The sequence below is a fragment of the Streptomyces sp. NRRL F-5727 genome (assembly GCF_000719555.1).
In the GTDB taxonomy this organism is placed as follows: Bacteria; Actinomycetota; Actinomycetes; order Streptomycetales; family Streptomycetaceae; genus Streptomyces.
Genome location: NZ_JOGX01000058.1, coordinates 14736 through 40608, shown reverse-complemented (window position 1 = coordinate 40608; position 25873 = coordinate 14736). Strand labels below are relative to the sequence as shown.

Sequence of the window (25873 nt, the reverse complement as noted above, 5' to 3'; positions counted from 1 at the left end):
GAGAGAGCCGGTCCTGCCCGGGTAGAGTCAGAGCTTGCCGGTCGCGGCTTCGCGGGCGTAGAGGTCGGGACGCCCGTCGCTGTTCATGTCTCCGACGCCTACCAGGGCGTTCATGCCATTCCAGCCGCCGCTGCCGATCAGCTTCCGGGCCCCGAGGCCACCGGTGCCGCTGCCGGGGTAGAGCTACAGCTTGCCCGTGGCGGCTTCGCGGGCGAGGACGTCCTCCCGGCCGTCACCGCTGAAGTCACCGTGCCGGACCAGGGCGTTGAAGGCGTTCCAGCCTCCTGTGCCGATGATGCGGCCGGTCTGGTCGCCCGGCAGGAACCAGAGGCGTCCGGCGGAATCACGGACCAGGACGTCCGCCTTGCGGTCGGCGTTCATGTCGCCGAAGCCGGACAGCCGGGGCGAGATCTCCGTGGTCCAGTGGGGAAAGGGCGGCGGCGGCGGAGGCGGCTCGCAGTCCTGAAGCGAAGCCACGAACCTCACCGACTGGATGCTGCGGCCTTCGCTGAGATTGAGCAGAGTGCCGCTCTCCACATAGGTGTAGCTCGCCGAGACGTCGTAGTCCGGCTTCTCGTAGAGACAGGCCAGCTTCGACGTGCGGTTCATGACCAGGCGGAGCTTGCCGGCCCAGGTCCCCAGCGTGGGCCGCTCCGTGTTGAACTTGAGCATCGAGCCCGAGCTGTCGCCGGTCTGCCAGGCGCAGAAGTAGCCCGACGGACAGTCGCCTACGTCGGCGTGCGCGGGTGCGGCTCCCGCGTTGAACAGAGCGAGCGAGGTGAGCCCCAGCCCCAGGGCCACTGAGCCCAGGCGTCGGAGCAGTGATCTACGCATGCATTCCCTCCCTGTGGCGGCGCGCACGGGCCTTACCCGCCGCGCCGCGAGGGGACCGTAACCTGTCCGGGAACAGCCCTGCGCACGGGGTGTCCCCGTTCCCTTTCCCTCCCGTTCACTTCTGGAAGTTCCCGCCGGATGCATGCGTTGAGAGGGCATTCCGGGAAGAGTGAATATGTCACTTCTCGAGGCCGGAGAAGCGTCGAAGGCGCGGGGGGGGCAGGCCCAGGTGACCGTGATGGCGCTCCTTGAAAACGGTTCTGTCCGCACTTTCGTGAACGATCTCCCAGCGCCCTCTCTGCTGGCCGGTCGGTACGATCGACGGGTGATGGACGAACCTGTGATGGAGCTGTCAGACGCTGAGGACCGCCGAGTCTGGGACCGCTTCTACGAGAAGTTCAGCTTCCAGCCGAGCATGAGTCCGTCCAAGTGGCTGGCCATCAAAGAGCCTGGTGCGTCAGTCACATGGAGTCTGGCGACGCTTCCCGACGAACCTGACTACGAGCGTCTGGACCGCCTGGTCGCCGTCGTCGAGCAGGGACTGTCCTCCTGCGTGGGCCCGTCCGGCACTCTGTTCGCCCTCGACTGGCAGCATCCGTCGTACCGCTTCGCGCCGCAAGAGGTGGGCGGTCCTGGTCAACCGGCCTGGCCGTTGAGCCCGTATCCCGACGGGGACTACTACATCTTCCTTACAGAGGACTTCCGCATAGGCAGTTTCGGACACCCCTGGGAAGAGTCTCTCTGCCTGTTCGGTGAGGAACTTCTCGACGTCGCGGCCACGGAGGTCGACAAGGTTCTTGGCCCGCCGATCCGCAGGTCAGGCAAGGCGGTAGGCCCGGCCTGAGCCTGGACCGGGCTCAGTGTCTCGCGAGAATGCGTGCCCGCAGCAGAGCGAATGTTGCGCGTCCATACATGCTCCTCTTCAGCAGTTTCACACGGCAGACGTGACCTTCGACGACCCCTGAGCTGTAGGGCAGGGTCAGGCCGGCCGTCACCGCGTCGAAGTCCTGCCGAAGGAAGCTGCCAAACGATCGGAGGGGACCGATCGTGGATTGCTCGGCCTCTCGGATCCAAAGCCCGAGCATCGCCCCGCGGCGGTGCCGCACCAGATCGGTGAAGGCACGCGCAAGATTGCAGGCTTCGGTGATGTCGGGACATGCGATCCGAACCTCGTCAAGACGAGCGACCTCGCTGGTTGACAGACTCTTTCTGGGGCGCATGATCCAGGCCGTGATCGAGCGAGGACTGGGAATCTGGGCTGGCGCCGCGACAGCCACTCCGTTACGGAGAGACAGAACGTAGCGAGACAGGGTTGAGTACCCTCCCTGGAACCCCCGCGCGCACAAATCTGGTCGTACAGCTCCTTCGCACTGGTCACCCCAGATGCGAACTGAGCCTGGAGGAAAGGCTTGTAACGATCCAGGGGAACATTTCGCCGGTCCCGGGCAGACGCAATCAGAACGTCGAGCTCGGTATCGCGATAGCGCCGGACGGTCTTCCGGTCCAGGCCGACCCTGCGAGCCACCTCGCTCAGCGGGTTGCCGTTGTCGAGCATGCGGTTGATGAGTTCGTGTCGCTGCTGAACGCGCTGCACGATCAAAGTGGAAGGCAGCGCCTCCAGCAGGGGCATGCGAGGTATCGGGGAAGGCGCCTGCTCGGCGTATTTCCGCAGGCAGGATCGGTGCTGCTGGCAGGTCTTCTCGACCGCTTGTGACAGATTCCGCAGCAGGTGCCAGCGGTCCGCAACCTCCACTGCGTGCGGCGCCGCTTCCTTGATCGCTCGCGTGTAAGCACTGGCTCTGTCCCGGCAGACGATCTCCACTCCAGGATGGGCGACGAGCCAGGACGCGAGCGTTTCAGAGGTGCGATCGGGAAGAACATCGACGGTACAACGCTTTTCCACGTCGACGAGGATCGTGCCGTAAGTGCGTCCCCGCCTGAAGGCGAACTCGTCCACGCCCAGGATGCGCGGTGCCCGTTGTGCAACGGGTGGAGCATGAAGAAGTTGCAGCAGCCGCATTCTCCCCGCTGGCACACCCATCTTCCGGCACAACCTGGACCCGGGGCGCCCTCCGAGCTCGGTCGCGATGGCATGCAACAGCTGCCGCAACCCCGTGCTGGCCTGGCGGTATCGCTCACTGATCCCGGCGATCTGCTCCACGAACGTACGCCGCATGCATCCGGTGTTGTCACAGAAGAACCGGCGAACTGTCAGCAGAATGACCGTCGACCGGCCGGCAACAGGGCGATCAGAAATCCTCCGCTCGTACCGGCTGTGGACGCGCTTCGACGGAACGCCGCAGGCGGAGCATGAGCGGAGAAGTGTCCGACTGAACGCTCGAACTACGACAAGGCAGTCGTCGGCCGTGAAGCCTTCCACTGCAACGCCGTCGATGCCTGGGTACAGCAGCTCTTCGATCGATCGCTCAGTAGCCCCCACCACCAAGAGCTGCCCTGGAGGAACGATCCGCCATCCAAAGCAGTCGAACCCCGTTCACGGAAGCGCGGACAGAACCGATTTCAAAGAGCGTCATCAGCCCGGTCTGCGTGGGAGTGGCCCTGCTCCCTCGCGTGGTGGGGACGAGGAGTTCTGACGTAAGTGGGATGAGCCGAGGGAACGTGGCGGGCCGACCTCTGGTAGCGTCACCGCAAATCTCGATACGGCAGGCAGGCAGGCAGGCTTCTCCTGGAGTCTTCCTGGGAGCTGGGTGCCGAGGTCCTGGACTGGTTCGCCTGGAACCCGACCCTGAGCAAGCCGGACACTCTCGCGTCATTCTGTCTCGCAGCCTGTGCACCACGGTGATACTGCGGAGGGGCATGGAGACAGCAGGACAAGGAGCAGCTGATGAGCGAGCGGACCATCCACCTCGATGCCGATCCGCGTGACTGGCGCTGCCGGAAGATTCGTATCCGGGCGTATCGCTGGTACGCCCGGGTCGAGCTCGATCGCGATGGGCACGTCGACTCCGTGTCCTCACGAGGTGACACCGCTGATTACCCGTTGCGTACACCGATGCTGTCGAGAAGGTTCAAGGCGCAGCCGTCGACCGGCTTTGGTACGACGGCTATCCGGGTAGCTTTACCTGGAGCAACGGGAGTCGCTGGGTCACATTGCCCGTTCCGTACACGGAGGTTGAGGCTGCGGTCGAAGCGCTGCGTGAAGCAGAGCTCGATCACGACTACAGCGGGCTTGCGGCACTGGCCGGCCGACTGACACTGCCTGTGGAGGACTGGCTGGCTCCGGGCGAGCGGGAGTTGCTGCGTGGAGTGGACTTCCACTCCACGCCTGCCGTGTTCCTGCGGTTCCTGCGGGGCAAGGCCAGGAGCAGCGGGCTGCGTCTCAACGGCCGGGCTACGGCTGGGAGTGTGTGGGTGCGTCCCACGCTGCCGGCAGCCGAGAAGCAGCTGCGGGAGATGTTCCCTGAGCAGTATCCGGGTTGGGTGGACCGGTGGAGCGGTCATGCCGACTCCGGCGAGACGCTTTACCGGCCGTGGGTGGGAGGCCGCGACCAGGATCTCAGTCAGCATGCCGCCCCGGTGCAGTTTCGTGTGCCGCAGCTTTCACTCGATCATGAGTGCCGGTGCGGGTTCCGAGGGCAGAGCGGCGATGACGGCCGCGCGCACGCCGGCCACCACGCGACGTGGGCGCTCGGTGTGCGGGTGCCGAAGAACCTCTTCTGGCCGGGTGACCTGGCTGTGGTGACAACCCAGTCCCCCATCGCGTGGCGCAGGCTCGTCTACAAGGTTGCGGGATTGCCGCAGAGGGAGAATCACTACGATTTCCGCTCCTGGTCCCACCTCGGCAAGCCTGAGGAGACAGAAGACAACGTCCGGGCGTACCTGCTGCAGTCGAACGGGCATATCGTCGGCTACCTCGCGGCCCATGACACCGATCACCACCGGCCCTGGGACCTCGTCGACGAATCGCCGCTCGGCGACGCAGATGACACCCTGCGGCCTCGGGTCGACCTGATCTGGGTGGCGGACAACTACCGGCGCCAAGGAGTGGGCGCCATGCTCGTCCAGGCGCTCGCCGACGACTTCGGCTCCCCCGTCACCGAGGTGTCCTGGTCCACGCCGATCAGCCGGCCAGGGCTGCAACTCGCGCGCCGCCTCTCACCCGACGGCATCTGGGTCAGCTGAACCTCGCCGACAGGAGCGTAACGGCGGAACGCAGGAGGCGCCTGCCCGGCGGATCAGATGGCTTGTTGGTTCTGCTGTTGGTCGTGGTGTCAGTGGGGGAACGTAGGCTCTGCTGATTCTCGTGGGGCTCCACGGGGCTGGTGCATGACAGACAAAGGGGTGGGGCGGGTGTCCGGGGAACACAGGGAGGCGCAGTCAATGGACGAGAGGCTGCGGGAGACGGTGGCCTGGGGTCGGCAGAGGCTGGAGGAGATGGGGGTCTTCGCGGCCGAGGACGGACTGCGCTGGGCTGCTGCTCATGGGCTGGTTCTGTCGGTGTGGAGGAACGGGCCAATCGAGGACGCACACGCCTCACGGCCCACCAGCCGCCGCAAAAACCTCTCCGACGGAAAAATGTTCGCCCGGAACACCTGGCTCACGCGGCAGGCGTACGACGTCCTGGGATCGGACGACCGGTACCGCCTGTACAAGCTGGAGGATGTGATCCTGGACCGTGACACTGTCTGGCCGGGGTGCGGCGGAACGCTCACGGACTTCGGGTGGGGGTTCCTCGGAGAGATCCGGAAGCAAGTGAGAAAACGAATCGACCAACTCGCCTACGTCGAGGATGAAGTAGGGCCGGAAGACTTCCTGGTCTTCGCCGGCGCTCCCCAGATCGGCACGCATACCGATCACTACGGGATGCCGCTGTGGCCGGCATGCGTGGAAGCGGCCCTGCTCCGGCTGCGAGGCGGGGACGAGGAGTTCTGGCGTAAGTGGGGTGAGCTGATGGAACGTGTCGGTCCGGCCCCGGACACCATCACCGCAGACCTCGATACAGCGGGCAAGCTCCTGCTGGAGTCCCCTTGGGAGCTCGGTTCCGAGGTCCTGGGCTGGTTCGCCTGGAACCCCATCCTGAGCAAGCCGGTCACGACAGCCTAAGGACTGTCCCGTATAAGGCTGTGAGCTGGGAGGTCGGCTGGCGCTACTGTCGGCCGATGGAGTCTGAGAAGCCGAACGGGTGCCCGCTTCACGGCGACGGGGCGGCTGCCCAGAGTCTCGCGGGGCGCCTGCTCGCGGAGGTCCTCGCTTCGCGGCACGTGTATGGCGGCGGTGATCTCGCGGGGCCGCTGGACGTGTGGCTGATCGATGACCGGGGTGCAACCGTTCACGTCACGACTGGATCGGACGGGTGCCTGATCGTCGAGGAGTCGGAGCCCCACACGGGCTACGACATGGGCGACTCGGGACGCGTCACTGTGGGAGCGATCGGCAACGAGACACCGTTCGGAGATCACATCGGGGAAAGCATTCTGGCGGTGCGGGAAGAGCACGAACCGAACACTGGACGCGTTGCTCTGGAGCTCTCATTCCCCAGAGGGCGCGTCCGCTGCGAGAGCTGGGCGGGGGACCTCCGTCTTACCCTGATGTGATGATCTTGCTGTGGCTGGTGTGATCACGGCATCGGAGCCGTCCTGGATAGCCCCGTTCACCGGGCTGAGCCCGAGGCAGTTCGGGAAGCTGGTGACGGTTCTGCGGCGCGAGGGGGCGGACGCGGTCCGCACGGGCCGGCCGTGGAGTCTTCCGCTGGAGGACCGGGCCTTGCTGGTTGCGACCTATTGGCGCACGAACCTGACCATGCGGCAGCTCGCTCCGCTGTTCGGGGTGTCGAAGTCGGCGGCGGACCGCATCATCGACCATCTCGGGCCGATGCTCGCGCTCCAGCCCCGCAAGCGGTTCGCAAGGGATGCCGTGCTCATCGTGGACGGCACCCTGGTCCCCACCCGCGACCACACCATCGCCGAGCGGTCGAAGAACTACCGGTACTCCACCAACCACCAGGTCGTCATCGACGCCGACACCCGCCTGATCGTCGTGGTCGGCCAGCCGCTCGCCGGGAACCGCAACGACTGCAAGGCATGGGACGAGTCCGGCGCCAAGGCTGCCGTCGGCAGGACACTCACGATCGCCGACGGCGGCTATCCGGGCACTGGACTGGTCATCCCGCACCGCCGGCAGCGCGGCCAGACCGAACTACCGGCCTGGAAAGAGGACCACAACAAGCCCCACAAGCAGGTCCGGGCCCGCGTCGAGCACGTCTTCGCCCGCATGAAGACCTGGAAGATCCTCCGCGACTGCCGCCTCAAGGGCGACGGCGTCCACCACGCCATGCTCGGCATCGCACGGATGCACAACCTCGCCCTCGCCGGATAGGCAAGCGGGCCGCACGGCGGCCCACCACGCTTGAGACGGGCAGAAGATCATTTACGGGACAGCCCTTAGCTTGATCTTTAACGTCTGGGCCGTTGGTCAGCCGCTGAATAGGGCCGAGGTGACCGCCGACTCCGTGGGACCATCTCGGCATGCGCCTGGTAGCTGACGGAGCCACGCCGGCCTCGCGGTTGGTACTGGTCAAGGACCTCGAAACCGACGACGGGTATGCCTTCGAGCTGGCGAGCCCGCTCTTCCTGGCTGCCGGTGATCGAATCGCTTTCGACGACGACAGGCTTGTCGTCGTGCGGGCCGGAGGAGCGCGGCTGTCACTGGCCGGCGACTGGTCCACTCGTTGCGGACCCGGGTCCCTGCAGCGCCGGTAGAAGCCGCTCCTCGAACAGCGCGTCGCACTTGATCACTCGGTTCGGTATCCGCCGTGCACGGAAGCGGCCTTCGTCTGAACATGTGCTCCGACCAAGGAACACACACGTCCAGCGCGAAGGCCGTGAGGATGAGTCTGCAGCATCACGATGCCCGGCGAGAGCCGCTGGCGGAACTGTCACGCTTCCGGGGCGAGTTCTACTCCTGTCTCACCGCCCGTTCGGATGCTCTGTTCGAGCTGGCCGACGCGGTTTTGTGCGGTGACGGGCCGGTGAGGTCGCTGCCCGAGCTGTCGCTGGTGGGTGAATACCGCCGTGGACACGGAGGGCTCTACGCCGCCGTCTCCAAGGGCCGCATCGACGCGGACCGGATGCGGCGGGCGCTGGCCTCGGTGCCGCTGCCGCGGGCCGCTGATGGCCGGCTGGTGCTGGCCGTCGATGTCACCTGCTGGCTGCGGCCCAACGCCCACACTCACCGCAGCGGGTCCTGTGTCACACCTACGGCCGGGGCAAGGACCAGCACATTCCCGTTCCCGGATGGCCGTACTCGATCGTCTGCGCGCTGGAGCCGGGCCGCAGCTCATGGACCGCCCCGCTGGACGCTCTGCGCCTGGCACCCGGGGACGACACCGCCACCGTCACCGCCCGACAACTGCGCGAACTGGTCGAGCGGCTGATCACCGCAGGCCAGTGGCAGGCCGGCGACCCGGACGTCCTGATCATCGCGGACGCCGGATACGACGCACCACGCCTGGCCCACCTCCTGCGAGACCTCCCAGTCCAGGTCCTGGCCCGGATGCGGTCGGACCGAGTACTACGTCGGGCCGTCCCGCCGCGGCAGCCCCACACCATGGGCCGTCCGCCCCGGCACGGCGGCGAGTTCGTCTTCGGGCAGCCCGACACCTGGGGCACCCCGGACACCGAAACCGTCACCCCCACCCGCCTCTACGGAACCGCCCGAGCACGCTCGTGGGACCGGCTCCACCCCAAGCTCACCCACCGCTCGTCCTGGGCCGCGGCCGACGGCACCCTCCCGGTCGTCGAGGGGACCGTGATCCGCCTCGACATCGATCACCTGCCCAGCGGAGCCACCCCGAAGCCCGTCTGGCTGTGGTGGTCCGGCGTCGCCGCCACCACGGCCGACGCCGACCGGCTCTGGCAGGCATACCTGCGTCGCTTCGACATCGAGCACACCTTCCGATTGTTCAAGCAGACTCTCGGCTGGACCTGCCCGAAGATCCGCACCCCCGAAGCCGCGGACCGATGGACCTGGCTGATACTCGCGGCCTACACCCAACTGCGACTGGCCCGATCAGTGGCAGCAGACCGGCGCCGCCCATGGGAGAGGCCCGTCTCCTCGGACAGGCTGACCCCGGCACGTGTCCGCCGCGACTTCCGGCACATCCGCCCCAAGCTCGTCTGCCCGGCCCGAGCACCGAAACCCACCCGCCCCGGACCGGGACGACCGCCCGGACGGAAGAACACCCGTCCCACCCCACGCCACGACGTCCACACGCCGAGCAGAACGGGCACCACAGCGTCCAGGAAGGCGAAGTCGGCCACCCCACGACCCCGCCGCACAGGTTAAAGATCAAGCTAAGGGCTGTCCCGTAACTGTCAGGAGGGGTGAGAGTCGGGCTCAGACTTCCTCGTGGTCTGCTGCTGCGGCCCAGCGACGGATGTGTGGGTCGGGATGAACCCCGGCGGATGTGAGTGTGCTTTCAAGTAGTTCGTACAGGTGTGGCGGGTATGCCGCGCGGGAGGTAGGCAGGCCCAACAGGACACGGTGGCGCATCCGCAGGTCGGTGGCTTCGGCGAACACCCGCAGGGATGCCTCCAGCCAGGCGGCCTTGACGTCCTGTGACTCGTCCAGCGCCGGATCACGTACCCCGCCGGGTCCGTACGCCGGAGACCGATCTGCACGCAACGGCACATGGGCGCTGTACCAGGCCCGCACGGCACCAGCCCGCTCGGCATCCGTGCCGGTCCGCAGATAGTCGACCAATGCCGCCATCACACGGCGGCGTCCGAATGCGTAGACCGCCGGCTCGACGAACCAGCGGCAGAAGCTGGGATCCGGGTCGTATACGGCTGCCGCCATCAGCGGGACGAACCACTCGTCGGGCAGACTCGCACGTCCGAGCAAGGGCTTACGCACCGCATGGGCAAGGTGGCGGGCATGCCGGTCCTCCGGCTCCATACCGACGTCTCCGACGCCCAGCAGCTGGGCCAGCTCTGTCACGCATGTCAGGAATGAACGCGGTTCTATGCCGCTCTGCTCGTCTTCAGCCACGGCAGCATTCTGGACCGGCCACCTCGGCAGGCACAGGCCCGATGGCCGCCGGCGCTGGGGCGGAAGAGGACTCGCGCAGCCTCCCTTGGGTGGAACGATCACGGTGTGACTGGTGTGATCACGGCGTCGGAGCCGTCCTGGATAGCCCCGCTCTCAGGGCTGAGACCTCGCGCCTTCGGGAAGCTGGTGACCGTGCTGCGACGTGAGGGGGCGGATGTGGTCCGCAAGGGCCGGCCGTGGAGTCTTCCGCTGGAGGACCGGGCTCTGCTGGTGGCCGCGTACTGGCGCACGAACCTGACCATGCGGCAGCTCGCTCCGCTTTTCGGGGTGTCGAAGTCGGCGGCGGACCGGATCATCGACCATCTCGGGCCGATGTTCGCGCTCCAGCCCCGCAAGCGGTTCGCCAAGGACGCCGTGCTCATGGTGGATGGGACCTTGGTTCCCACCCGGGACCACACCATCGCCGAGCGGTCGAAGAACTACCGGTACTCCACCAACCACCAGGTCGTCATCGACGCCGACACCCGGCGCGTCGTCGTGGTCGGTCGACCGCTGGCCGGGAACCGCAACGACTGCAGGGCGTGGGAGGAGTCCGGCGCAAAGGCTGCCGTCGGCAACACCCTCGTGATCGCCGACGGCGGATACCCGGGCACCGGACTCGTCATCCCGCATCGCCGAGAGCGTGGCCAGACCGAACTGCCGGACTGGAAAGAAGAGCACAACCGGTCCCACAAGCAGGTCCGTGCCCGGGTCGAGCACGTCTTCGCCCGCATGAAGACGTGGAAGATCCTCCCTGACTGCCGCCTCAAGGGAGACGGTGTCCATCACGCGATGCTCGGCATCGCCCAGATGCACAACCTCGCTCTCGCCGGATAGGCCAACGGGCTTCACCGTGATCAGCCATGCCCGAGATTACCCGAAGATCATTTACGGGACAGCCCTTAGGCCAGTGGCCTCCGGGGCGATCCCGTAAGCGGCGTAGCAGGCGACATCGCCAAAGCAGTCGTTGAACGCGTCAAGGCTGCGTCCGTAGAAGTCGGGGAAGTCCAGTGCGGCGCCGATCCCTCTGAGGAGCTCTCCCTCCGACGACCAGGCGGCCGCGTCCAGACTCGTGATCTGGTAGCCGTGCTCGTCCAGCCACGTTGTGCTCTCCTCCAGCAGGCTCCGCCGCCAGAATAGCGTGACAAAAGTGTTCTGCACGAGGCGCAAATCAAGGTCTGGCCCGGCGTCAGGGGTGAAGGCAGCCACGCTGTCGACCCTAACCCGTCCCGGCGTCCGGAGGGCACAGCGTCTCGTCACACTCCGTGATGGCTTCCCAAGATCTGTGCCAGAACCTTATCGGGTTCTGGCACAGGTTCTGTGGTGAGGCCACGCTGAGTGACGGATCAGCTCGCGGGTGACCGATCCCGGTGGCGAGAACGAACCGCTGATCAGTCTCGCGCCTCGGCTCCCGACCCCTTGCTCAGGAACTGCTTCGCTGCCTCAACCGCTTCTCCGTTGAGTTCCTCGACAGAGACTCCCCAGCTCTCCTCCCAGCCGTCCAGGGTGTGCGCGCAGTGCACAAGGGGTTCTAGTTCTTCGGGGTAGCCGAGGTCATAGGCGATGTCTGCCCAGATGAGGTGCGTGCCGGCGGCGGGATCCAGAGAGCCGTCGGCGATCTGACCGGCGATCCAGTAGGCCATCGCCCACTTTGCGGCCCGGGGGTCCGCGGGCGCGTGGAAGAGCAGTCCCAGCTCGTCCAGTACCTGGTCGAAGAGCTCTGGCGCTTCAGGCTCTTCGCTCCGGAGGAGTCCCGCCAGCATGGCCAGGGACGGGCTTTCGACCTCAGCTATCAGTGCGTCAAGACCTGCCTGGATGAGCCTGTCCGACCCGACATGCCTGCCAAATGCCCGCTCGCGCGCGATGTGTCTGAACTGATCGAGGGCGTCGTCGCTGGTCATCAAGGTCTTCTCCGTCAGTATCTGGAAGGAAAAGGCTTGCACATCCGCCGCCGTGGCTGCCATGGAGTTCCTCCTGTCTTCGGTGATCAGGACAGGAGAACGCGCTTCCTCAGGAGGGCGATGCCTGCGCGGCCGAACATCTGGCGCTTGAGCATCTTGATCCGGTTGACGTGCCCTTCCACGACGCCTGAGCTCCAGGGCAGAGTCAGGCTGGCGATGACGGCGTCGAGGTCGCGGTCGATGCCTGCGGCGAGGGTGTGCAGGCTGGGCAGGTCGTCCTGCCGGACGGCGTCGAGCCAGTCGGGCAGGCGCTCGCCCTGGCGCTCGGTGAGCATGGTCGCGAAGGAGCGGACGTGCCTGGTGAGGGCATCGAGTTCTGGGCAGTGCGCCCGAACGGCCTTGAGCTGGAGTTGCTCGGTCTCGGTGAGGAACTCCGGACGGCGGAGGATCCATCCGGCGACGGTCCGGGGCGAGGGCGGCCGGGCGCTCACCGGTTGCGGTGAGGTGCGTTTGCCGTGCAGGTAGGCACGAACGCGCTGGTAGCTGCCCTTGTAGCCGAGCGGCACGATCTCCTCCCACAACTTCCAGACGTTGGTTCGGCCCTCGTTCCAGCGGTCATCCAGGTAGGGCTTGTAGTCGTCGAGGACGGAGGGCCGGTTCTGCCACTGACCGGTGAACAGCTCTTCCGGCGCCGCAACGTCGGCGAGCTGCTTGACGGTGCGGTAGGTCATCCCGAGCTGCCACTGCACCGACCGTCGGCTGTGCCCCGCCGTCAGCAGTGCGTGGACGGCAGCGTGCCGGGCCCGGATCCGATCGGCGAATCGGTGCCCGCGCGGCCAAGGAGAACCGGACGAGTCCGCGGCCGGAACGGCCCCGAGATCGGGTCCGGGTTCAGGGGCCGTGGGGACCAGAGCGCGGAGGCAGCGACGGTGCTGGGCGACGCTCCGCTCGGTGGCCTCGCCCAGGTTGTGCCAGAGATGCCATCGGTCTGCGACCTGGACAACCTGCGGTGCACCGGCGCCGACGCCCTCGGCGAAGAATGGCGCCCGGTGCCGGCACACGACCTCGACGCCGATCGGCGAGCCAGGCGGATCGAGCGGGCCGAACCCCGCTGCCGGGCGTACCAGTCGGCCCACTCCTTCGCATCGCAAATCCCGACATGGACGGTGGCGGCAACCCCGACCTGATCGCCCGGTTCACCGACGGCAAGCTCTACCGCGTCCCCACCAAGCCTGACGGCTTCCACGAGCCGAAGGTCGAGATCGGGAACGGGTGGCAGATCTACGACACGGTCCTCGCCTCGGGCAACGTCGGCGGCGACAGCACCCCTGACGTCCTCGCCCGGAACTTTGCCGGTGACCTGCTCCTCTACACCGGCAAGCCGGACGGCACGCTCAATGCGCCTGCCAAGATCGGCTGGGGCTGGAACATCTACAACACCGTCCTCGCGCCCGGAGACGTCAATGGTGACGGCAGGCCCGACTTGTTGGCCCGTAAGCCGAGCGGTGACCTATACCTTTACGCAGGAACTGGCGATGCCACCAAGCCGTTCATCAACCCGGCCTCGGATGCAGACCGAGCTGGATGGGGCTTCCCGGCCTGCGACCTGATCTTCTGAACAGGACACACTCGTCCTGCGGCCGACCGGGAGCAGGTCGGGTGTCCTGCAGCGGCATGCCGCTGGGCGAGGGTCCGCGCAGGCAGTCGCGGGGCCGGCGACGCAGGTCTCCACGGCCCGGCCGAGGTCCTGCCACAGATGGAACCGGTCGGCGACCTGCACAGCGTCGGGTGCACCGCGCCGGGTGCCCTCGGCGTAGACGCCGGCACTGTCCCGGCAGATGATCTCCACCCCGGGGTGGCGGTACAGCCAGGCGGCTAGCGGCCCGGCTTCACGCGTCGGGAGCACATCGACCACGCGATGGTCCTCAACGCTGGTCAGCACGGTGGAGTAGGTCTGTCCGCGACGGATCGCGAAGTCGTCCACACCCAGCACCCGCGGAATGCCGAACCACGGATCGGACAGTGCCATGACCCTGCGCAACAAGGTCATCCGTCCCGCACCGCATCTCAGCTGGGCCGCCAGCCTCGCGCCGGCCCGCCCCGCCAGAGCGACCCCCACTCACCACGACTTCCGAGAACTCCTGCCTGCCCAGCCCGGTGGCCCTTCCGACTGCAACCCGCCCGCCGAAGAGGCATGCTCCGCACTCACGACGACGGCATGAAGCGCAGCACCCTCCGGCCTCTCCGCCGGCACCGCCCTGCGGCACCATGCCCCGGTACAAGGAAGGACCATCCCCGCGCGCACGGGGAGGGGTCGGTGCGGCGTTGTGCGCCGGTTCGTGTCCGGCGGGGGCCATCCCCGCGGGCGCGGGGGCATCGCGCGCATTTCTCCTCGTGCAGCCTTTCCTTGAACCCCCTTTTCCTGGAAAGAGGGAGGGCGAGGTGGTGGTTGCGCCATCGGAGTGCTCTTCGCCGCCCGATACAGCCATGGCAGGGACTACGCCGGGCGGACTCTCGATCCTACGCCACCAAGTGCGCACCTCGGGTGCGCACTTGGTGGCGTAGGGCGGGAGTGTCTAGTCTCGCTTCTCAACGGGCTTGTCCAAGGCGTAGTTGAAAGGGGGTTCCGCGCTGTGAATCGTCCAGGAAGGGCTGACGATCCGCTGCTCGGGCGGGCGCAGTTGGCGGCACTGACAGGGGTGAGCCGGCCGACGGTAACCGTGTGGGAGAGAACGGAGCAGGATTTTCCCGCTCCCCGACGGTCCAACGGGCAGGATTTCTTCCGCTGGTCGGAGGTCGTGCGTTGGCTCGACGCCCGGCCTGTGCCGGCGGGGAAACTCCTCGACGGGGAGCCTGCCGGGACGAGCTACGGAGATCGCGCGCGCAAGCGGGCCGGGGCGGCGCTCCCGGAAGACGTCGCAGCCGGGCGGCGGCCCGGTACCGCCAGGCCGTACCGCGTGCCGAGCGGGGCAGTAGTGGAACCCGGTTCCGAGAGTCTGCGGGTCGTCAATGCGCTGATGGGCGATCTCGTGGACCGGGTGCGGGGGGCCGCGGGCGTACTGGACTACCTGAACCTGCTGCTTTGCCTTCACTTTCTGCGGGGTGCCGCACCGGAGCGATTCGATTCTCTGGCCGTCCGGGCCCGGGCTCTGCGCACCCTCGACGAGGCCGCGCAGTTGCTCAAGGACATCGGCCGGGCGACGGATGAGGACATGCGGGGCATCGGCGTCCACTCGAGCATGCTGCAGGCGCTGGAGCGGCTGGAGCCGCGGACGGCACGGGATCTCGGGAAGGTGGTCGAGGCGATCGACTGCCTGACGGAAGATGTGTTCGGGCTGATCCTCGACGAGTACGAACGGCAGGCGGCGCTCGGAAGCGGTGAGTTCTTCACTCCCCGGGCCGTGGTCCGGCTCATGACCCGGCTGACCTGCTCGCCGTTCAACCCCGACAAGCCCCTCTCCGTGTACGACCCCTACGCCCGTGACGGCGGGTTCCTCATCGAAGCGTCGGCGTTCTGCGCCTCGAACGGGCAGGAGCATGCCCTCGACGCAGTCCCGCGGACCTATGGCGAGACCCGGCGCGCCGACACCTGGCGACTGGCGACGATGAACCTTCTCCTCCATGGTGTCGCCCCGTCACTCGATCTCAAGCGCACCCTGCCCTGGCAGGACTCCTCTGGCAGGACGCCGGGAGAGCTGTTCGACGTCGTGCTGTCCAACCCGCCGTTCAACATGACCGACCCCGGACGCGAAGAGCGCCGGGAGGGACAGTGGGCGTTCGGAGCCCCGCCCGTCGACAACGACAACTTCGCGTGGGTCCAGTACTGCCTGGCACGACTGCGCCCAGGCGGCAGAGCGGGCATCATCATGCCCAACAAAGCGGGAAACTCGAGCCACAAGGCGGACCGGACCATCCGCGCCAATCTGGTGGAGCGCGGATGCGTCGAATGCGTCATCGCGCTGCCGGCCCAGATGTTCACCGGAACCTCCGTTCCGGTCTCCGTATGGATACTGCGTCCTCCCACGGATCCGTGCGACAGCACGCTGTTCCTCAACGCGCGGCACATGGGTACGAAGAACGGGCCCCGGCGAACCCTCAGCCCCGCGGACGTCGAAGCCATCCTCGAGACCCACCATGCCTTCGCAATCTCGGGCGAAGCCCTCCACCGCGCCCAGCGGACGCCGGACACCCCGGTGCCCGGCGCCGTGGTGTCGCGGGCGGACCTGCGGCGCAGCGACTACTCCCTCAACCCACTCGACCATGTCGAACGCCGCCACGACGGGGAGACCGACGCCGCGCCGGCACTCGCACACGCACAAGAACAACTGGCCGCTGCCGAAGCACACCTGCGGCAGGTACAGCAGACCGTCGATCGAAGGATCCTGGACGCGAACCACCGCGTACCGGCGGTCTACGCCGCCGCGCGACCGGTTCCCATGGTCGCTCTCTCCTCACTGTGCGAGATCCAGGCGGGCCCCTCCTACAGCAAACTCGGAAAGAAGCAGCGCACCGCAGACGGCACCGTGCCCGTCGTCTTCCCACGCCATCTGAAGGACCAGCGCGTCACCGACGAGGCCGACGAACGGGTCACGCCGGACACGGCCCGGCGCCTGCGCGCCTTCGAACTGCACGACCAGGACATCGTCTGTGTGCGCTCCGGCGCCATCACCCAGCCCGCCCTGATCCAGCCGTCACAGACAGGATGGCTGATGAGTCCCAACATCATCCGGCTCCGCGTCAGCGAGCAGCACGCCCACAAGGTCCTGCCCGAGTACCTGTTCCACTACCTGTGCCTGGACGAGACCGTCGCCTGGATGCAGGACCGGGCCGCCGCCACCGCAGCCCCCTCACTGCGAACCGACTCGCTGGGATCACTGCGGATCCCCCTCCCGGACCCCACCGTGCAGCACGAGACCGTGACCGCTCTCCACCACCTCGACGAACTCGACCGCGCCCACCGCGCCGTCGCCTCATGTGTACGGCGCACCCGCACCGCGCTCGCCGACACCCTGCTCACCCCCCGCACCCGCACCGCCCCCGACACGCCTGCCCACGACAGGCCCGACAAGGAAACGCCGTGAACTCCTCCCCGCAGCCGGCCGACCCGGCGCCCGCTCCCACTGCTTCGCACCCCAACAGCAACTGGGTCCCCTGGCTCCTCGTCATGATCCTGTTCTCCGCCCTCGTCGCAGCCTGCACCGGATTCCTCACCAGCCTCGACGGCACCCCGCCATCAAAAGCCCTCCTCCAAGCCGGAGCAGCCTTCGGAGGAACCGCGATCCTCTGCCTCGCCGCCGTACCCGCCATCCACCAACTCCGCAAACGCCACTGACCACCCACCCGAGCCCCGCGCCACCACCCGGCGCGGGGCCACTCCCGCCCGTCCAGGCAGCACCCAGCCCGCAGCACCCCGCCGACGCGGGGAGCCGACCGCCTCGTGGACCTGCCTCGGCCTCGCTTGGGGGCAACCCCCGCAGGCGCAGGTAGCAGGGCGTTGCGGCGCGTACGTCATAGCGGCCATGTCCACACACAGGGCACGTCGTGTGCGACGCGGAACTGGTGGGCCATCACTCCTGAGGGCTCGCGGACGATCAGCAGCTGTTCCAGCCGGGTGGCCGTGGGGCCTTCCTTTACGGCTTGTCGCGAGGATGGTCAGGCTACGGAGTAGAAGCGGATGGCGACTTCGGAGTCGTCGCCGCGAGCGAGGCCGATGAAGACGGTGCGGGCGAGCCAGAGGTGGGCGGGGGCATCCGTGCGGAAAGTCGGGGAGGTTCGGTAGTACACACCTGCCTCGGACACCTGCAGGGCGCCGTCATACTGGGCGGGGGCGGTGGGGTCGTCCTCGTGGTAGAAACCGCGGTTCGTGATGTCGATGACCGCGCCGTCATCGGCTTGAAGGAGGTACCGGGCATCGAGCTGGTAGACACCGCCGCGTCTGTCACACCAGTCGCCGCCGCCCGCCAGGACCTTGCCGCGCAGGCGGGGGCCCTCGACAGTACCGCCGGTGATGGGGACGTACTCGGTCACTTCGCCTGCACCGTGCCCGATATGGAGAGAGCGGGCGAGGGAGGCACGGACCTCAAAGGCGAAACAGAGGGCGGGGGTGAAACCCGGTCCGACGACGGGATGCGACTCTGAGGTAATCACGGCACTCCGTAAAGCAGCGGGGCTGGCGTTGCGGTACGGCAGATCCTAGACAAGTCACACCCAGAATGGTCAACAGCGTTGACATAGCACAGGCGCACAGCCGCCTCGCTACAAACCTGTCCCCATCTCACCGGCCCATACCGGCTGCCGGTCAGCATCCACCGGGACGACGACCCCGGCCGACTGCACGCCGCCACGCCTGGATAGCAGACGCAACGATCCCACCCTCGAAAAAGCCGCCCGCGCCTCGTCCAGCGCTACGTGAGGCACACCGGTGCCACCGGACGGAGGTTCTCCCCGACGCCGAGCACGACCCTGAGCACCGCACTTCCCGTGGGCAGGTTCTGTGCGCTCCATGCGTGCGCGGTGGCGGGCACGCGCGTTTGGAAGGACACGTCCTTGAGCGCGTCGGCGACCACCTGGCGCATCTGCCTCTCCCCGCCGCGGTCCTGGGCGTCGAAGATCCGGAACGCCTGATGCGGGGGGGCAGGGCGAGGGTGAGGTGGCGTTCGCGGGCCTCGTCGGTCGTGCCGGCCGGTGCGGCGTAGCCAAGCTGGGCGCGTACGTCGATGATCACGCCCTGGCTGGGCGCGGCCGCCTGCTTCGAGTTCTGTCGTTCGCTTCGGCTGCCATCGTTTGCGGACCTCGCCGGCCATCCGCCCGGCGAGGTCAGGGCGGGGCCTTTTTGATCTGGTCCTTCACGTACCGCTCGACTGTGCGCTGGGAGGTGCCGAGGAGCTGCGCGACGGCCTTGGCGCCCTTGAACTGCTTGACGAGGAAGCACGGAATTCTGACCCCGCGGGCCAGAATTCTGACCCGCTCCTGCCTCCCCGGCCTGCGGCCCCTCCCCGGGCTCCTCCTGACGGGCCGCGCGGCGGCCCGGGCGAGCTCCACTCCCGCTTCCGGGCCGCCAGCGCCGCCCGCTCGGCGGCCGGGCGGATGTCGTCCAGGACTTCGAACGCGTTGCACGGCCCGGCGTACGAACGGCGCGGCATCAGGTTGATCCGCAGCCCCTGCCCGGCCGCCAGCGCCCGCGAGGACGTGGTGAGCCGGTGCCCCTCGGGAGTCGTGACCAGACCCACCCCCGTCAGCTGGCCGAGCAGACCACGGATCCGCGACACGCTCGACGGCTCCGGCCGCTCCCCCGGCCCCACCGCCTTGCGCGGCAGCAGACGGCACAGCTCCGCCAGCGACAGCTTGCGCACCGGCCCGTGCTTGTCGATCACCAGCGACCGCAGGATCAGCAGAGCCGGACCGCCGGGTCGCCAAGCTCGGGGCAGACCGCGACCCAGTCGCATACCTGCGAGGCATACCAGCCGTCCTCGTCGGTCGGCGGGTACAGCTCGACGGCCTGCGGCTGCCTCGGGCCCGCGAGCGGGACGGCGGCGGACAGGGTGTCGTGGTCGTCGTGGCGGGTGGTCACAGCCGTCCTTCCTTCCACCCCGCCGGCGTGAGACCTGGGGGCGTCGGTCACCGCATGCTTCGACCCCGGCATCACCACCCCACTGACCATCAGCGATCTTCCGCCGTCACGAGCCCATAACTCCTGGTGGGAAGCCTGCTGATAAGCACCCCCTATCTTCCCGTCAGCGACTGAAGCAACTCACCACCGGCTCTGCCGCCGCGTAGGGGTGTCGGAGGGCACCACCTAGGTGATGAGTCTGGGGCCGTACGGCTGTGGTGGGCTATGCCCGAGGACGATCAACCATCGTGGCCCGTCCCCCAACGGACACGCTGGTGGAGGTACGGCTGAGCGGCATCGGTGCCGTGTGTTGTCACGTTTCGCAGCCCTGGCCCGTCATAAGGACGTGAGACGACAGCTCCCGGCCGCAGCGCGGCAGCCGGACGAGAGAGACGAGAACGTCATGCAGCCATTCCTGGTGACCGGTGGAACCGGCAAGCTGGGACGAGCCGTGGTGCAGCGCCTCGACGACGGACACCGCGAGATCCGAGTACTCAGCCGCCAGGCCCAGCCTCCTGCCTCACCAACGGAGTATCGGCACGTGGTCGGTGACCTGAGGACAGGACAAGGACTGGACGCCGCCGTGCGCGGAGTGGGGGCCATCGTGCACTGCGCCACCACGTACGGCAAGGGAGACATCACGGCTACCCGGAATCTGATCGACGCGGCTCTGAGGCGTGCGAGCACCCCGCACCTGGTCTACATCTCCATCGTCGGAGTCGACGTCATCCCGGTTCCCTACTACCGCGACAAGCTCGCGGTCGAACGGATGATCGCGGACTCCGGGCTGCCGTGGACAGTGCAACGAACCACGCAGTTCCACGATCTGGTGGCGAGCTTCTTCGCGTGGCAGCGGCGGTTTCCGCTGACCGTGACCCTCCAGCGGTTCCGGTTCCAGCCGATCGACGTCCGCGATGTCGCCGACCGGCTGGCCGATCTCGCCGTGAGCGACCCGGCCGGGAGAGCACCCGACATCGGCGGGCCGCAGGTGCGTGACATGCGCGACCTCGCCACCGACTACGACAAGGCCCACGGCCTGCGACGACGTGTCGTGCCCCTGCGCGTACCGGGCAGGATCGCCCGCGGTTTCGCCGAGGGCGCGAACCTCGTTCCGAAGCACGTGGTCGGCACCTTCACCTTCGACGACTTCCTCATGGAGCAGCGCAAGGACCACGGCGAATGAGCGACGCGAAAGCCGCCTGGGTACGCGCCGGTCTGATCTTCTTCGCCCTGGTCTCGGCTGTCCTGGGCCTGTCCATCCTCATCTCACCAAGAGGATTCTTCAGCTGGTCGTGGGTCAACATGGGCATGGGCTACAACCCGCACCTGATGCTCGACTACGGCGCGATGAACCTGGCCGCCGCGATTCCTCTCGGCGGCGCCGCCGTGGTGATGAGCCCGGCCTTCACCCGCACTGTCCTGACCTCGTACGCGGTGTGGTCCACCGCGCACTTCCTCATCCACGTGCACCTCCGCTCCCACGCCGTCGCGCATACCTCCGCCGCCGAAGCCAACCTCCTCCTCGGCGTGCTGGGCATTGGCGTCGTGGTCCCGATCGCCCTGCTCCTGCTCACCTTCGGCCATCCCACTCTCCCCAGGCGGCAGCGAGAGTGACTGGCTGACGGGTGACCGGGTGGCAGTGGCGGAAAGCCCTCGGCACGCGCGCGGGCACCACGCCGGAACAGGGCGCTCGTCCGTACGCGCCAGGGCGCGGCAGGCGCGGGCGAAGGCGCGGGGGCGGTCGACGGCCAGGACGGCGGTCGTGGCGCCGACGCGCTCGTGCGGCAGAGGAGCAACGACTCCTCCAGCGAGCCCTCCGACACGACCGGCGTGTCGCTGTCCCGGCGGCGGCCGGCGAACTGGATGCGGACGCCGTACTGGTCGGACCAGAAGTACGGGGCGGGGCGGCGGTGCGGCCGACCAGCAAGTTGCAGTGAAGGGCGGCCGCCAGGCGCTCGCTCAGTACCGCCCTGCCGCGCCTACCCGACCGGCCGAGCCCAAGGAGTGATCACCGCCGTTTGCGGCTGGTGACACGTTTCTTACCGGCACCCTGTGTAGCAGGCGGCGGCAGAGCCGACCTTTAACGGCACCATCATCGAGCCGGGCACCGACGGCCCTGCCCGGAGCGGGTACGGCTGGCCCCCCCAGAGCGGCCGGCTTCCGGGCTGCGTCACCGATCCCTTCTTGGCCATACGCCTCCGAGCCGGTTAACGGGCTTCGTACCGATTACCCCGTTCCGGGCCTGCCGTTCATCAGACCAGCGACTGCCGCTCGACAACCCGGACGCGATCGAGCGCACGGCCGTGACCAGGGCGAGGGGCTGTGGGGCCGCACCGACCCGTGACGGGGAGGCGGCTGGGTGGTTTTCACCACCGAGCCGAAGAACCCCGCGTACGTGTGGGCCGTCCACTACCACCCCGGCCAGGGTCGCACCATCGTGCTGATCACTGCTATCCACCTCACCGAGCACCCTCTCGTCACCCGGCATCAGGCCGATCTGGCCGACCACGCCCGCCGCCTCCCGGCGACCAGCCCCGACCGGCACCACCGAGACCGCCTCCTGGCCGCGCTGAAGGCATGGGGCCACGACACCAGCGGACTGGAGAATGCGTCCGACATCGCGGCCCGCGAGCACTACCCCGCCTCAGAGCTGCCCGCGCTTCTTACGACGGCATCTGGACGGGCGGCGGCTACAGCGACGACCCGCCGTTCTGGCTCAAGGTCCATGACCCCCTGAGGCACCCAGGGATCACCCAGCGTGGTCGCACCACAAGAAGTGGACCAGAGCCGTTCTGGGTTCTGGCACAAACCTTGGGGAGCCATCGCGGAGAGTCATCATGGTGTTCGAAAATGCGGGAGGGCCTGAGCCTCGGACCTGTATCCGCTGACTGTCCGATGACCTCTAACAGTGATCAGCCGATGGTCACATCTCGTGCATGGACTCGTGCCGGGTCGAGGTGGAGTTCGTACGCGGTGTAGCACTCGCTGACCTCTGTTCCCACGGCAGTGCCGGAAGGGCACCGTCGAGTCAGCCCGCCCTGTCCGTGCAGCCCGCAGCAGCCTCCGTGGTCCCCTTCAAGGTCGGGCTGCAGGTCCGGCGCGTGCGTCAGGTCACCCTGCCCCTTGCTTCGGTCAACGAGCGAAACAGGCAATCGTCGCACTATTGGACGGAAGATTCCCAGTTCCTCCGCGGGGCACCGTAGTTGGCAGCCAGATCGGCTGCGTAGGCATCGGGGACGCGCCGGTCGCCAAAGATCTGCGGCAGCCAGGACACCAGCGCGTTGGCCGCGTCGGCGCACGGCCCGTACCGGACACGCCAATCGTGCCGTGCGGCCTCGCCAGGGAAGCCTCGGACGACGGCGACCTCCGGATCCCGTTCTCCCCAGCAGCCCCAACGGCCGGAAGGGCCGGTCAGTGCAACGGTCCGCGCCGCGATGGTGACCGACTCCAGGGCTTCCCGGCTCGAGTCGAACCCGACCTCCGCCCAGTAGTCGTCCGGCGTGGCCTCGACGGACAGCGACAGCGCCGGTCCGGCGATGCCGTCCGCCTCGACCACGAGCAGGTCGACCTGCCGGTCCCCGTGCAGCCTGGCCAGTGCGGCGAGCGCCGGCCAGGCGTCCGGGGTGAGCAGCAGATCAAACTCACAGAACACCGCCTGGTCGGCGAGTTCCCGGAAGACTTGCGCGGGCAACCTGGCATCGAGGTCGAAGACGGCAGCTGCGCGGGCGCGGACGGCGTCCGGGGTCGAGGTCATGAACCGGTGTCCTGGTCATCTGTTGGGGGCGGAACTGGTGTGATCAGCTCCAGGGCGAGGGTAATCGCGTCATGATCGCCCAGACAGGCCCTAGTACTGCAACGGTGTTTGATGTGACTGATGGCCAGGTCAGGGACTGTGTCCGCGTTGTTTGTAGTGACTGGTGCGGGCCTGGTGCTGACGTCGTCGGCGCCAGTGTGACCAGTGCAGGATGTGCTCGACAGGTGCGGGGCGTCGGTTGGTGAGGCGGGTGATCAGCCGTCGTATCTCGGCGAGGCTGAGGTGGATGAGCTGGGAGGATCCGTTTCTGCTTTGTCGGCGCCGATCTCGCGGGCCCGCAGGACGGTGAGGCAGGCATGGACGGCCATGGCCAGGGTCATGTGGCGGTGCCAGCCGGGATAGCGGCGGACCTGGTAGTCGTCCAGACCGCACTCCTGCTTCGCGCTCTGGAAGCATTCCGCGATGGCCCACCGGCTGCCGGCGATGCGGATCAGCCCATCAAGCGCGGTCTCGGCGGGGCAGTAGGCGATGTAGTAGGAGATCTCCTGCGGGCGGGCGACGCTGCGGCGGGCGATCACCCAGTGGCGGCGATCGGGTCGGTGCCAGGGCCGCACCTCGACGCGGGCCCAGTCGTAGATCCGCTGGGCGTGAGCCCCGCTGCCGCAGGACTGGCGCTTCCATTTCTGCCGGGCAAGACCGTTGAACAGGTCGTGGACGGGGTGGTCGATCGCCCAGCGGGTGACGACGGTGTCGTGCCGGGTGGTGGCCATGACGTGGAAGACGTCCGCCCCCTCCAGCTCTGAGCGCCAGCCCTTGGAGAAGCCGTAGGCGGCATCCGCGGTCACCCACCGGAACGGGATCTTGTCCGTGATCACGCGGCGGACCATCGCCTTGGCCATGGCCACCTTGGTCTCGAAGGCAACCTCGTCGCCGATGCCGGCCCGGCGGCACCATTCACGGTCATCGGTCCAGGAGGTGGGCAGATACAGACGCCGGTCGATCAGCGTCCGCCCGCGGCTCGTTGCATAAGCGAGGAAGACCCCGATCTGGCGGTTCTCCGTCCGCCCGGCCGCCTTTCTTCAGGAAGCCGGTGCCGTCCACGATCAGCACCGCATCCTGGTCGCCGAGGTGCTCGACGACGTATTCGCGCACGTCGTCCAGGACCTCTTCCGCATCCCACTCGATCCGGTTCAGCATCCGGTGGAGGCGGTCCGGGCCTGTGTGGCCGGCTTCCTCCGCCAGCGTCCAGCCGTTCTTCCGCTGCAGCGGAGCGAGCAGGCCCCGCAGATAAGCCAGTGCAGACTCCCGGGGCTCCGACCTGCTGAAACGGTGCATGAACCGCCCGTGCACAGCTTCCAGTTCGCCCGTCCACAACCTGACATCAGCAAGGTCCCCACCCATGACAACACCAACGACCAACCTGGCCATCAGTCACGGCAAGCACCGTTGCAGTACTAGGGGGCGGGCAAGACCACCACCGCCCTCACTCTGACTCGGGCGGGATGGCGGCTCCTCGCCAATGTCAGGGTGCTCGCCCGTGTCGAGGCCGGCGTCGTCCGGGTCCTGCCCTGGCCGCCGGCCGCCGCGTTCGGCTTCGGCCTCCTTGACGCGCTCGACCTCTACGAGACCGTCCGCACCCGCCTCGCTCCCGGCGAGCGCATGCACCCCACCCAGCACCAGAGCGTCACCGACGCTCTGCTCGCCGGCCGCCGCGAACCGCTATGGAAGAACAGCGGCAAGGGCGAGCTGAGCCGCAGTTCTGGCCGACCAGCTCGTCACGTGGCTGTCCACGCCGCTCGCCACCGAGGGCCACACGGTCGGCATCCTCCTCTACCCACAGATCACCGCCGGAGCCGGGCCCCGGCTCACCCCAACCGACCGGGGCGTCCAGGATCGCGACTTCTTCACCGCCGACACCCAAGGCCGCTACCCCGACATCTTCGGCCTGTTGCCCGCACCGACCTGCGCGACCACCTCGACGCCCTGACCTCCCAGGGCCTTGTGATGGGCCACGCCCCGGCCGCAAACGGGTTCGTCCTCAAGGAGGCCGTGAACCGTCTCGGCGACTGACCCCAGACCGACCGGTGCGCTCCCCAAACGGACCGGCCCCTGGATTGCTCGACGGTGAGAGCGCTTCATGGAGCGGCGCGTGAGGTCGCTGAGTTCTAGGAAGGTCAGGGTGCTCGCCACAGGACGTTCGTTATGCGTCGCGAGAAACCCGCTCAGCTACCGGGCTTTCGCGTCCGAGCGAGCCTCGGGAGGGAGCGGTCTCTCGCAGGGTCAGGAAGGTGATGAGGGCGAACGCCACCACGGCGGTGAGGGTACGAGCGTCGTTGAACAGTTCCCAGCGGTGCAGAATGCCCGCGTGGTCGGCCGGCGGCGCGGTGGCGGCCCACTGCTTGATGCGGCCGTTGATCGGGACATTCCCGAACCGGGTGATCAGGAAGGACGCGAGGGTCAGGGCCCCTGCCGTAGCCGCGAGGACTCGTGTCCGGCCGCGCGTGACGACGGACAGGGCGAAGGAGCTGAGAGTTGAGATCACCATGGCTCCCTGCACGGTGATCCCGTTCATCTTCATCAGCTCGGCGTGAAAGTCCAGTCTCATATCGAGCGGGACGGCGTTGAAGGTGGGGACGAGATTCGCGGCGCCGTAGCTGAAGGCGCCGGCCAGCAGCCCGGTGAAGAGCAGGGACAGTCCCTGGAGAAGGCGGGTGCGCACGGGGGTCT

General features: G+C 67.7%; 24 protein-coding genes and 4 pseudogenes. 14 read left to right on the top strand and 14 right to left on the bottom strand.

Translation table 11 applies throughout. The features are described 5' to 3' along the window. Positions 1–183 precede the first annotated feature (183 nt). Complete coding sequence (locus tag IF73_RS38125; RefSeq protein ID WP_234338381.1) at positions 184–834, bottom strand: peptidase inhibitor family I36 protein; 651 nt, start codon at positions 832–834, stop codon at positions 184–186. A 175-nt stretch (positions 835–1009) separates the two neighbouring features. Between IF73_RS38125 and IF73_RS0129815 the strand changes: the two genes are divergently transcribed. Then, the gene (locus IF73_RS0129815; protein WP_234338380.1) at positions 1010–1678 is read left to right on the top strand and encodes a DUF2716 domain-containing protein; all 669 of its coding nucleotides are present in this window, start codon (positions 1010–1012) and stop codon (positions 1676–1678) included. Positions 1679–1691: 13 nt separating this feature from the next. On the opposite strand, the gene IF73_RS42295 is transcribed toward IF73_RS0129815, so the two are convergent. Both IF73_RS42295 and IF73_RS42895 read right to left on the bottom strand, forming a co-directional pair. Next, positions 1692–2054 (bottom strand): transposase, encoded by a 363-nt coding sequence (locus IF73_RS42295; protein ID WP_078868322.1) that lies wholly within the window; start codon positions 2052–2054, stop codon positions 1692–1694. A gap of 428 nt (positions 2055–2482) precedes the next feature. Further along, positions 2483–3214: pseudogene (locus tag IF73_RS42895) on the bottom strand (ISL3 family transposase); the annotation flags it as partial. 731 nt (positions 3215–3945) lie between these two features. Between IF73_RS42895 and IF73_RS0129810 the strand changes: the two are divergent. From IF73_RS0129810 to IF73_RS38120, 6 genes and pseudogenes are all read left to right on the top strand, one after another. Further along, complete coding sequence (locus IF73_RS0129810; RefSeq protein WP_031013540.1) at positions 3946–4977, top strand: GNAT family N-acetyltransferase; 1032 nt, start codon at positions 3946–3948, stop codon at positions 4975–4977. 198 nt (positions 4978–5175) lie between these two features. Then, positions 5176–5898: a hypothetical protein gene (locus tag IF73_RS0129805; protein ID WP_031013538.1), complete on the top strand. Its 723-nt coding sequence runs from the start codon at positions 5176–5178 to the stop codon at positions 5896–5898. A 56-nt stretch (positions 5899–5954) separates the two neighbouring features. Further along, on the top strand, positions 5955–6389 hold the full coding sequence (locus IF73_RS0129800) for a hypothetical protein (protein WP_031013537.1): 435 nt from the start codon (positions 5955–5957) through the stop codon (positions 6387–6389). A 10-nt stretch (positions 6390–6399) separates the two neighbouring features. Next, a complete protein-coding gene (locus IF73_RS0129795; RefSeq protein ID WP_031013536.1) occupies positions 6400–7170 on the top strand; it encodes an IS5/IS1182 family transposase in 771 nt (256 codons plus the stop codon). Between the two features lie 149 nt (positions 7171–7319). Next, a complete protein-coding gene (locus IF73_RS0129790; RefSeq protein WP_031013534.1) occupies positions 7320–7553 on the top strand; it encodes a hypothetical protein in 234 nt (77 codons plus the stop codon). Positions 7554–7681: 128 nt separating this feature from the next. Further along, positions 7682–9138: pseudogene (locus IF73_RS38120) on the top strand (NF041680 family putative transposase). A gap of 51 nt (positions 9139–9189) precedes the next feature. Here the strand turns inward: IF73_RS38120 and IF73_RS0129780 are convergent. Then, on the bottom strand, positions 9190–9843 hold the full coding sequence (locus IF73_RS0129780; RefSeq protein ID WP_234338379.1) for a hypothetical protein: 654 nt from the start codon (positions 9841–9843) through the stop codon (positions 9190–9192). A 105-nt stretch (positions 9844–9948) separates the two neighbouring features. Between IF73_RS0129780 and IF73_RS0129775 the strand changes: the two genes are divergently transcribed. Further along, positions 9949–10719: an IS5/IS1182 family transposase gene (locus IF73_RS0129775; RefSeq protein WP_031013531.1), complete on the top strand. Its 771-nt coding sequence runs from the start codon at positions 9949–9951 to the stop codon at positions 10717–10719. 51 nt (positions 10720–10770) lie between these two features. Here the strand turns inward: IF73_RS0129775 and IF73_RS0129770 are convergent, their stop codons facing one another. From IF73_RS0129770 to IF73_RS39895, 3 genes are all read right to left on the bottom strand, one after another. Next, on the bottom strand, positions 10771–11091 hold the full coding sequence (locus IF73_RS0129770; protein ID WP_051717429.1) for a barstar family protein: 321 nt from the start codon (positions 11089–11091) through the stop codon (positions 10771–10773). A gap of 182 nt (positions 11092–11273) precedes the next feature. After that, entirely contained in the window at positions 11274–11846 is a 573-nt protein-coding gene (locus IF73_RS0129765) for a hypothetical protein (protein ID WP_234338378.1), read from the bottom strand. Between the two features lie 23 nt (positions 11847–11869). Continuing rightward, the gene (locus tag IF73_RS39895; RefSeq protein ID WP_031013526.1) at positions 11870–12514 is read right to left on the bottom strand and encodes an ISL3 family transposase; all 645 of its coding nucleotides are present in this window, start codon (positions 12512–12514) and stop codon (positions 11870–11872) included. Between the two features lie 428 nt (positions 12515–12942). On the opposite strand from IF73_RS39895, the gene IF73_RS38115 reads away from it, so the two are divergent. Next, on the top strand, positions 12943–13401 hold the full coding sequence (locus tag IF73_RS38115; RefSeq protein WP_031013524.1) for an FG-GAP repeat domain-containing protein: 459 nt from the start codon (positions 12943–12945) through the stop codon (positions 13399–13401). On the opposite strand, the gene IF73_RS39890 is transcribed toward IF73_RS38115, so the two are convergent. Continuing rightward, the gene (locus IF73_RS39890; protein WP_234338377.1) at positions 13294–13812 is read right to left on the bottom strand and encodes a transposase; all 519 of its coding nucleotides are present in this window, start codon (positions 13810–13812) and stop codon (positions 13294–13296) included. The genes IF73_RS38115 and IF73_RS39890 overlap by 108 nt on opposite strands. A 988-nt stretch (positions 13813–14800) precedes the next feature. Here IF73_RS39890 and IF73_RS0129745 point away from each other — a divergent pair. Both IF73_RS0129745 and IF73_RS41240 read left to right on the top strand, forming a co-directional pair. Then, positions 14801–16864: a type I restriction-modification system subunit M/S gene (locus tag IF73_RS0129745; protein ID WP_158822178.1), complete on the top strand. Its 2064-nt coding sequence runs from the start codon at positions 14801–14803 to the stop codon at positions 16862–16864. Further along, on the top strand, positions 16861–17115 hold the full coding sequence (locus IF73_RS41240; RefSeq protein WP_158822176.1) for a hypothetical protein: 255 nt from the start codon (positions 16861–16863) through the stop codon (positions 17113–17115). Before IF73_RS0129745 ends, IF73_RS41240 begins: the two co-directional genes overlap by 4 nt. Before the next feature lie 320 nt (positions 17116–17435). On the opposite strand, the gene IF73_RS0129740 is transcribed toward IF73_RS41240, so the two are convergent. From IF73_RS0129740 to IF73_RS0129730, 3 genes and pseudogenes are all read right to left on the bottom strand, one after another. Then, entirely contained in the window at positions 17436–17930 is a 495-nt protein-coding gene (locus IF73_RS0129740; protein WP_031013522.1) for a DUF3237 domain-containing protein, read from the bottom strand. A 383-nt stretch (positions 17931–18313) separates the two neighbouring features. Beyond that, positions 18314–18710: pseudogene (tpg, locus tag IF73_RS42770) on the bottom strand (telomere-protecting terminal protein Tpg); the annotation flags it as partial. A gap of 460 nt (positions 18711–19170) precedes the next feature. Further along, entirely contained in the window at positions 19171–19353 is a 183-nt protein-coding gene (locus IF73_RS0129730; protein WP_031013520.1) for a hypothetical protein, read from the bottom strand. Positions 19354–19795: 442 nt separating this feature from the next. Between IF73_RS0129730 and IF73_RS0129725 the strand changes: the two genes are divergently transcribed. The 3 genes from IF73_RS0129725 to IF73_RS42275 all read left to right on the top strand — a co-directional run bounded on the left by IF73_RS0129725 (position 19796) and on the right by IF73_RS42275 (position 22129). Beyond that, positions 19796–20575: an SDR family oxidoreductase gene (locus IF73_RS0129725; RefSeq protein WP_031013518.1), complete on the top strand. Its 780-nt coding sequence runs from the start codon at positions 19796–19798 to the stop codon at positions 20573–20575. Next, positions 20572–21006: a hypothetical protein gene (locus IF73_RS42285; protein WP_031013516.1), complete on the top strand. Its 435-nt coding sequence runs from the start codon at positions 20572–20574 to the stop codon at positions 21004–21006. Before IF73_RS0129725 ends, IF73_RS42285 begins: the two co-directional genes overlap by 4 nt. 745 nt (positions 21007–21751) lie before the next feature. Next, positions 21752–22129, top strand: a complete 378-nt coding sequence (locus tag IF73_RS42275) for a hypothetical protein (RefSeq protein ID WP_031013515.1) — start codon at positions 21752–21754, stop codon at positions 22127–22129. Positions 22130–22552: 423 nt separating this feature from the next. On the opposite strand, the gene IF73_RS0129710 is transcribed toward IF73_RS42275, so the two are convergent. The 3 genes and pseudogenes from IF73_RS0129710 to IF73_RS0129695 all read right to left on the bottom strand — a co-directional run bounded on the left by IF73_RS0129710 (position 22553) and on the right by IF73_RS0129695 (position 25865). Continuing rightward, the gene (locus IF73_RS0129710) at positions 22553–23146 is read right to left on the bottom strand and encodes a hypothetical protein (protein WP_037880903.1); all 594 of its coding nucleotides are present in this window, start codon (positions 23144–23146) and stop codon (positions 22553–22555) included. 254 nt (positions 23147–23400) lie between these two features. Continuing rightward, positions 23401–24547 (bottom strand): annotated as a pseudogene (locus tag IF73_RS38100) (IS701 family transposase). 799 nt (positions 24548–25346) lie between these two features. After that, positions 25347–25865, bottom strand: a complete 519-nt coding sequence (locus IF73_RS0129695; RefSeq protein ID WP_031013511.1) for a DUF1772 domain-containing protein — start codon at positions 25863–25865, stop codon at positions 25347–25349. Between the last annotated feature and the right edge of the window lie 8 nt (positions 25866–25873).